The organism is Desulfobaculum sp. (assembly GCF_054921475.1).
This window is the reverse complement of sequence record NZ_JBUDSW010000204.1, coordinates 1-6,832: the sequence shown is the minus strand read 5'-3', so window position 1 is coordinate 6,832 and position 6,832 is coordinate 1. Positions and strand designations below refer to the sequence as shown.

At 60.1% G+C, this 6,832-nt stretch carries 8 protein-coding genes; 1 reads left to right on the top strand and 7 read right to left on the bottom strand.

Features of this window, described 5'->3' with window-relative positions; translation table 11 throughout:
- Window positions 1-1,671 (bottom strand): ABC transporter ATP-binding protein (locus ACY69P_RS12525; protein ID WP_462327712.1); only part of this gene is annotated, 1,671 nt, incomplete at its 3' end.
- Between the two features lie 82 nt (window positions 1,672-1,753).
- On the opposite strand from ACY69P_RS12525, the gene ACY69P_RS12520 reads away from it, so the two are divergent.
- Window positions 1,754-2,233, top strand: a complete 480-nt coding sequence (locus ACY69P_RS12520; RefSeq protein WP_462327711.1) for a metal-dependent transcriptional regulator — start codon at window positions 1,754-1,756, stop codon at window positions 2,231-2,233.
- A 129-nt stretch (window positions 2,234-2,362) separates the two neighbouring features.
- On the opposite strand, the gene ACY69P_RS12515 is transcribed toward ACY69P_RS12520, so the two are convergent.
- Genes ACY69P_RS12515 through ACY69P_RS12490 form a run of 6 tightly spaced genes read right to left on the bottom strand, consistent with a single transcriptional unit; the run spans window position 2,363 to window position 6,608 of the window.
- A complete protein-coding gene (locus ACY69P_RS12515) occupies window positions 2,363-2,839 on the bottom strand; it encodes a pyridoxamine 5'-phosphate oxidase family protein (protein WP_462327710.1) in 477 nt (158 codons plus the stop codon).
- Window positions 2,832-3,353, bottom strand: coding sequence for a flavodoxin family protein (locus tag ACY69P_RS12510; RefSeq protein ID WP_462327709.1), 522 nt, complete (start codon window positions 3,351-3,353; stop codon window positions 2,832-2,834). Before ACY69P_RS12510 ends, ACY69P_RS12515 begins: the two co-directional genes overlap by 8 nt.
- Window positions 3,350-3,868 (bottom strand): heme utilization cystosolic carrier protein HutX, encoded by a 519-nt coding sequence (hutX, locus tag ACY69P_RS12505; RefSeq protein ID WP_462327708.1) that lies wholly within the window; start codon window positions 3,866-3,868, stop codon window positions 3,350-3,352. Before hutX ends, ACY69P_RS12510 begins: the two co-directional genes overlap by 4 nt.
- On the bottom strand, window positions 3,861-5,297 hold the full coding sequence (locus ACY69P_RS12500) for an ABC transporter ATP-binding protein (RefSeq protein ID WP_462327707.1): 1,437 nt from the start codon (window positions 5,295-5,297) through the stop codon (window positions 3,861-3,863). The genes hutX and ACY69P_RS12500 overlap by 8 nt, the downstream gene beginning before the upstream one ends.
- Complete coding sequence (locus tag ACY69P_RS12495) at window positions 5,297-6,073, bottom strand: energy-coupling factor transporter transmembrane component T family protein (protein WP_462327706.1); 777 nt, start codon at window positions 6,071-6,073, stop codon at window positions 5,297-5,299. The genes ACY69P_RS12500 and ACY69P_RS12495 overlap by 1 nt, the downstream gene beginning before the upstream one ends.
- Window positions 6,051-6,608 carry an MptD family putative ECF transporter S component gene (locus ACY69P_RS12490; protein WP_462327705.1) on the bottom strand — a complete coding sequence of 186 codons (558 nt, stop codon included), beginning with the start codon at window positions 6,606-6,608 and terminating at the stop codon, window positions 6,051-6,053. Before ACY69P_RS12490 ends, ACY69P_RS12495 begins: the two co-directional genes overlap by 23 nt.
- Window positions 6,609-6,832 lie beyond the last annotated feature (224 nt).

Sequence of the window (6,832 nt, the reverse complement as noted above, 5' to 3'; positions counted from 1 at the left end):
TCCGCCGCTCATGACCACGATGTGGTCGGCGGTGCGGATGGTGGAGAGGCGGTGGGCTATGGTTATGGTGATGCGGTCTGGGCGCAGGTGTTCGATGCGGTCTTGGATGAGGCGTTCGGTGATGACGTCCACGGCGGAGGTGGCTTCGTCGAGGATGAGGATGGCGGGGTTTCTGAGGAGGGCTCTGGCGAGGGAGAGGCGTTGGCGTTGGCCGCCGGACAGGCGCAGGCCGCTGTCGCCGATGATTTCATCAAAGCCGTTTGGAAGCGTGTCGATAAACTCGTCCGCTCCGGCGAGGCGTGCCGCGTTCTGGATGGCCTCCATATCGGCATCCGGCGAGCCGAGCCGCAAGTTCTCGGCAATGGTGCCGTGGAAGATGAAAGGGTCCTGCGAGACATAGCCAACATGCTGACGCACGGACGCCAGCGTCAGGGACGGCAGGGGCATGCCGTTGATGCGGATTTCTCCGCTCTTTGGGTCGTGGAACCTGAGGAGCAGTTTGATAAGCGTACTTTTCCCCGCGCCCGTGGCGCCGGCAATGCCCAGCATTTCGCCTTTTTTCACCGAGAGGCTCACCCTGCTCAGCGCCTCGCCGCGTCCCGGATAGGCAAAGCTCACGTCCCGCAATTCCACACATTCCGGAACGCCGACGAGAGGCACGCTGTCCGCGCTGTCTTTGATAGCTGGACGCGTGTCGAGCAAGTCCGCGATACGCGTTGCCGCCGCGCGCGCCCGCTGAAGCTGGTTCACGATGAAGCCGAGGCCGAACACCGGCACAATGAGGCGCATGGCCATGAGGACAAACGTTGTGTAGTCGCCAATGCTCGGGCCGCCCTCAAGGGTCGTCATCCAGCCGCCTACGCCGATAAGGCTGGCGTAGGACAAGCCCGCCACAAGATACACCACGGGGATAAACCACGCCCGTGTCCGCGCCGCAGAGATGGCGGTATCGCGGTAGCGGACGGACTCGCTGCGCAGGCGCTCGGCTTCGTGGCGCTCGGCGCTGTAGGCCTGCAGGATGGGAAGTCCGTGCAGGCTGTTTTCCAAAATGCTATTGAACGCCCCAATTGCCAAACGGGACTGCATATATTTCGGGCGCACGCGCGTGGAAAAAATGCGAATAGCGATAAACGCCAGCGGAAGCGGCGCGGCAAGGAGCAACGCCAGCCGCCAGTTGAGCCACGCCAGATAGCCAAAGGTCCCGGTAAACGCCACCACGATGCGCACCATATTCACCGTCGTCTGGGCAAAAAAGCTCTCAAGCGAGTCCACATCCACGGAAATAATGGACAAGATGTCCCCCCTGCGGCGCGTTTCAAGCCGCCCCATATCCAGACTCTGCACGTGCTCGAAAAGGTGCATACGCAAGTCGTGGCGGATTTTCTGCGCCATGCTCCCGAGGAGATAGTCACTCCAGCTTTGAAAGACCGCCATACCGCCAAAGGCCGCAAGAATCATAAACGCGAACATGGTAAAGCTGGCGGGGGTTCCCGTGCCCTGCACGGCACTATCCATGACCGGCCCGACGATGGCGAGCGGCGCAAGATCGCACACCCGCGCGGCAACACTCGAGGCCGCGCCAGCGATGAGCCGGGGCGTATAGGGTTTGAAAAACGGGAAAAGTGTCGATATGGACACATCAGAGGGAGAGGGCTGCGTGGTGTCGTTCATGTGGTCTGCTTCCAAGTTCTTCTGTTAAGCGCCCGCCTTTCGGGCTATGAATCCGTCCGCAGCAAAGCCAAAGGAGCCTGCCTTGTCCGAGAATGCGCCTGTATTGACCTCCACGCAGGAGGATTATCTGGAATCCATCTTCAAGCTGGAGGAAACCCTCGGCGCAGCCCGCTCACGGGATATTGCCGATGATCTTGGCGTATCGCGCTCCTCAGTCACTAGCGCCCTCAAGGGCCTCGCCGCGCGGGGGCTTATTGAATATGAGCCGTACAGCCTTGTCCGGCTGACGGAAAGCGGCGCGGTCATTGCGCGGGACATCGCGCACCGGCATTTCATTCTCAATGAATTTTTCCACCGCGTTCTACAGCTTGAGCCGGGCCATGCCGACGCCGTGGCCTGCAAAGTCGAACACGCCGTGGACGCTGCCGTCATCAAAAGGCTGGGTCAGTTTGTGCTGTACATCGAGCGCAGCGGTCTGCCGTGGGAGCACTGGCAGGATGAATACGCCCGCATCATGGCGCAAGATCCACATCCGGGAAAACGCGACGAGGACGAGAGCTAAGAGCTTCCGCCCAAGGGTACAAAACCTGCCCCCTTTTTGACCAGCGCCATAGCCGCCCGGCTTCAGGCGCAAACAGGCTCGCGAAGAACTCTGCTTCGCGAGCCTGTTTGTATTCGATGGCACACGGCTTTAGCCGTTTGCCGCCGCGTCCAGGGTACTCCCAGTTAGGGTTTCGCCCTCCGCGGCGCTGCACCGGCCAGTGATCTCCGACACCCGCACGCGGAAAAGTGGCGAACGGTCCGGCATCGCGGCAAAACGCTCTCCTGCCGCGCTGTAGTCCTGCCCCATAATCTCGCCAAGGGCGGCAAAGCCGTCCCGTATGGCCTGCGGGTCATGCTCAAAAGCCCCCGTCCCATGGCAGGACACCCCGGCCCACCAAGACAGGTTTCGGCTGGTCAGGGTAAACTTGAGCAGTACCTTAGGATTTGCCTGCACATTCGCCCATGTTCCGCCGCGCGGATTGATCATAAAGCAATAGTCATCCCCATCACGATATGGCGTCGCCTCCACGGCATAGGGCACACCGCTTTCGGAGCACGTGCAGATTGTCGCCCAGTTGCAGCGGTCGAGGATAAGGCGCATCTCATCAGCGGTCATTTCACGCATGGGCCATGGCCTCCTTGGCGCTTTGGAAGATGTCCACAAAAGCCTGCCGCGCGTTCACAAGGTCCCGCTCGTCTGGGTGCTTCTCGGCTTCCTTGATACGGGCAATGCGCTCCGGCGTCATGGGGTGCACGTCCGCCGCCATTTTCTGCATGGCTTCAATGATTTTGGGGTCAATGCGGCCTTGGCAGAGGAACGAACCATGGACGGTATTCCCAGCCATCAGTTCCTCCCCCTTGCGGATGCACTCCTTGGCGTGGTCGGAATCCGGCTCCGCACCAAGGGTACCGAAGAGCCCGACATGGGCGCCCTGCACCGTTGCCATAAACTTTTGCGCGCGCGAGTCCGGCATACCTTTGTCCACCCAGTAGCCGATGGCCACAAAGTCAAACCCGGCAGGGTCCGGAGCGTCAGCCACGGGGGCAATGGTCTTCGGCTCGGGAAGCGCCTCGTACACAGCGCGGGCCACACACTCGGTGTTGCCAGTCAGTGAAGAATACACGACGAGGGATTTCATTGGCACACCTCCTCACGCAGCATCATATAGGCGTCCCTGACGCCGGGAAGAATTTCCCGTTTTTGACGACCCGCGTACACCGCGAACATCTGGCGGCCCTTGGTGTCGAAAAACTGTACGGACAGGCTCTCTAGGCCAAAAAACGGTTTGGTCAAAAAGCAGATGGCCGCAAGCTCATCCACCCGCAGATGTCCGCCCAGCGGGTTGTCCTTTTCCATAAGGTTAAAGAACCCATGGCCAAAGAAGCCTTTCGGGAGCTTTCCTTTCACCTCGGCGATTGCCGAGGGCCCGGAGAGGATGAAGGTGGTGCGCTCCCATGTGGTCATGGCTTTCCACACGTCTTCAAAGCGCTCTGCCGGGGCAAAGGTGCGCATCTCCAGCGGCAGGGCCGTGCAGGCCTCGGCCTCACTCAGGCCGTAGGTCTGGGCCAGTTCATGGAGCATAATGCTTGGGTTTTCAGCAACGGCGTCGTGAATCTGCCGCCGCGTGTCGTCCGAGACGGAGGCGTTAAACATGGCAAGTCTCCTGGGTCGTAGTCGGTGTTGGTGCTGGCGCGGCTAGGGGCAAACGCAAAGCGTAATCGCACACGTCGCCCAGCAGTTCGAGATCGTGGCTGATGAGCATAACGCACACGCCGCCCCGCGACGCCGCCGTCACGGCGTCGGCAATGAGGCGCATATTTTCCCCATCAAGGCCGCTTGTGGGTTCGTCGAGAATGAGAATATCCGGGCGGCTGGCCATGCCGCAGGCAATGACAAGGCGCTGTTTCTCCCCGCCGGACAGGGACTGGGGGTGTCGGTCCTTCAAATGAGTGATGTTGAAGCGCCGCAAAAGGTCCTCGATGAGGCGGCGGCGTTCTGCTTTGGGGACATCCTGCGCGGAAATATCCAGTTCTGCCCACACGGTCTTCATATGCAGCTGATGGTCGGTGTTCTGCAAAACAATGCTCGCCCGGGCCAACACGTCGCGCGCGGCGCACGGTGTGCCGCCAATGGAGATGCGCCCTGCTTTCGCGGCGCTGAGGCCTGTCATCAAGCGGGCAAGGGTGGTCTTTCCAACGCCATTGTCACCGAGGATGCCCGTCACCCCGCGCGGCATGGCAAGTGAGCAGCCCCCGTACAGCTCGGGACCATTGCGGTAGGCAAAGTGCAGCCCCTCCGCGCAGACAAACGGCTCGCCCGTGCCCGCGTCGGGAAGCGCATCCCGCGCATCCGCCACCCGCGCGCGGCGCAGGCCATAACGCGACACAGTCTCGTCATCGAGCCCGGCAAAAGAGCACTCCGTGGCGATGGTTCCGTTTTGCATGATGGCCACGCGGTCGGCCACGCCCTCCAGCCAATACAGGCGATGGTCCACGATGAGAATGGCCATTCCTGCGGCCTTGAGACGCGCAATCTTCTCCGCAAGGGCGCGGGTGGACTCCGGGTCAAGGTTTGCCGTGGGCTCATCCAAAATCAAAATCCGCGGACCAAGGGACATGATGGAGGCAAGGGCCACCTTTTGCTTCTGCCCTTCGGAAAGATCATGGACCGACGCTTCACGAAGATGCGTGATATCAAATTCCCGCGTTGCCGCATCAATGCGGCGGCGTACGTCCTCCGGCGCCGCGCCCTGCCACTCGTGGGCAAAGGCTATTTCGTCCTCAACATTCAGGGCAAAAAACTGCTGCTCCGGATCCTGAAATAAGGTGCCCACGTCCTGCGAAATGCGGTGGAGTTGGCGCGAAAGGTTGTCCTCGCCCGCAACAGTGACGGAGCCTGAAAGCGTCCCCTGAAAGGAATGCGGGCACAAACCATTTACGACACGTATCAGCGTGGACTTGCCGCAACCGCTGGCTCCCGTGCACAGCACGGCCTCGCCGGGGCGAACATGCAGGGATATGCCGCGCAGGGCAGGCGCCGCCTGAAATGGATACGTGTAGGTGACATTGCTGAGTCGTATCATCAGAACATGGCTCCAGATGGGCTGCCCATAGCAACATGCAGGACCACGCCCGCAACAAGAAGCAGCGCGGCAAGAACGGCGGCAATGCCGTCACGCCGGGAAAAGTGCGATGTTTTATACGGCGTAATGCGCCGCCGGGTGCCAAGGCCTTTCAGCTCTGCCGCAATGGCGAGCTCGTCCGAAGTCCGCAGCGCGCGAAACAGCATGGGCGTAAGGATGAGGCGCAGGGTCATGCGCGGGCGGGTGATGAGCAAAAGCGGCGTCAGCCGGTGTCCGCGCGTCCGCATGGTTTCAGCGATCTGTTTCATGTCCGTAAGGAAGGACGGAATAAAACGGATCATCACTGCCGTGGGGATGGAAATGCAATACGGCAGGCGCAGGCTCTTCAGTGCGGTCAGAATACTTTGCACGCGGGACGAAAGCGCCAGCCCCATGACCACATTGGCCATAACGAGCGAGCGCATAAAAGGGATCACCATCTTCGCCGGTTCCGCCGCCGGAATTTTGGGCCACAGCCAGTGCATGCCCATGATAAATCCGTACGCCACAACGCTGAGCACGATGAAAAGCCCATAGCAGATGGCGACGGCGGTATAGCGGCGCAGCGCCAGCGCGTAGAGCGTACTCGCCGCGACAAGAAGCCCAAGGGAAACAGGATCGCTCAGTACCAGCACGGCAACGGAGGAGGCGAGGCTCAGTCCCATCTTGGTGCGGGTGTCCAAACTGTGGATGACAGAGTGGTGCGGGCCGGGGCTAGGCGCGGACAATACCTGCATGGCGCAGCTCCTTCACAAAGGCGGTTCCAACAAACAAGCCGGCAATGGCGCCAACGTACCCGATACCCACCATAATGCCCGTCACAATCAGCATCTGCGGTTGTTCCCGCACATAGAGGTAGGACACCCCAACAGCGAGAAGCTTGGACACAATGTCATATATCGCAACGCCCAGAACGATATTTATATTGCGGCCATAGCCGCCAAAAAGAACGATGCACCCTTCTGCCATAAGCCCGGCCACCAGCATCACGGGGAGCAGGAAAAACCCGCCTCCCATCAGCAGCATGGAGAACACCGCCCCAACCACCATAAAGAGCGTCAGCGCGCCGAACTTGCGGACCTTGAAAAGCAAAACGATGATGAGGGCCGTAAACACCACATTTTTAAGCATGAGGGACAACGGATTCATCCCTCCGCCGGCAAGGGCCACAAGCAGGCTTGAGACCTTGGTAATGGCCGCAAAAATGCCAATGACCACAAGCTCGCGGACTTCCCAGTAGTGCTTGGCTGTGTCGACTGAATGTGTGTTCATAAAAGTGTCACCTCCATAGGCCGGGCCATACAACCCGGCCTACGGATGGGTGTATTGGTTTTGATTCTCAATTTCAACTAAAAGGACGTGCCAATCTTCACCACAGCATTCATCCCGGCTTCGTCGATGGAGGACGAGGCCATGGAGTATTTGCGGTCAAAGATGTTGTTCAGGCTAACATTGACGAAATGCTGGCGCTCTTCGCCAAAGGCGCAGCCCATGGA

Coding starts and splice junctions, on each gene's coding strand:
- ACY69P_RS12515 (WP_462327710.1), bottom strand. CDS start 2,839: ATGCGTGAAATGACCGCTGATGAGATGCGCCTTATCCTCGACCGCTGC.
- ACY69P_RS12510 (WP_462327709.1), bottom strand. CDS start 3,353: ATGAAATCCCTCGTCGTGTATTCTTCACTGACTGGCAACACCGAGTGT.
- hutX (WP_462327708.1), bottom strand. CDS start 3,868: ATGTTTAACGCCTCCGTCTCGGACGACACGCGGCGGCAGATTCACGAC.
- ACY69P_RS12500 (WP_462327707.1), bottom strand. CDS start 5,297: ATGATACGACTCAGCAATGTCACCTACACGTATCCATTTCAGGCGGCG.
- ACY69P_RS12495 (WP_462327706.1), bottom strand. CDS start 6,073: ATGCAGGTATTGTCCGCGCCTAGCCCCGGCCCGCACCACTCTGTCATC.
- ACY69P_RS12490 (WP_462327705.1), bottom strand. CDS start 6,608: ATGAACACACATTCAGTCGACACAGCCAAGCACTACTGGGAAGTCCGC.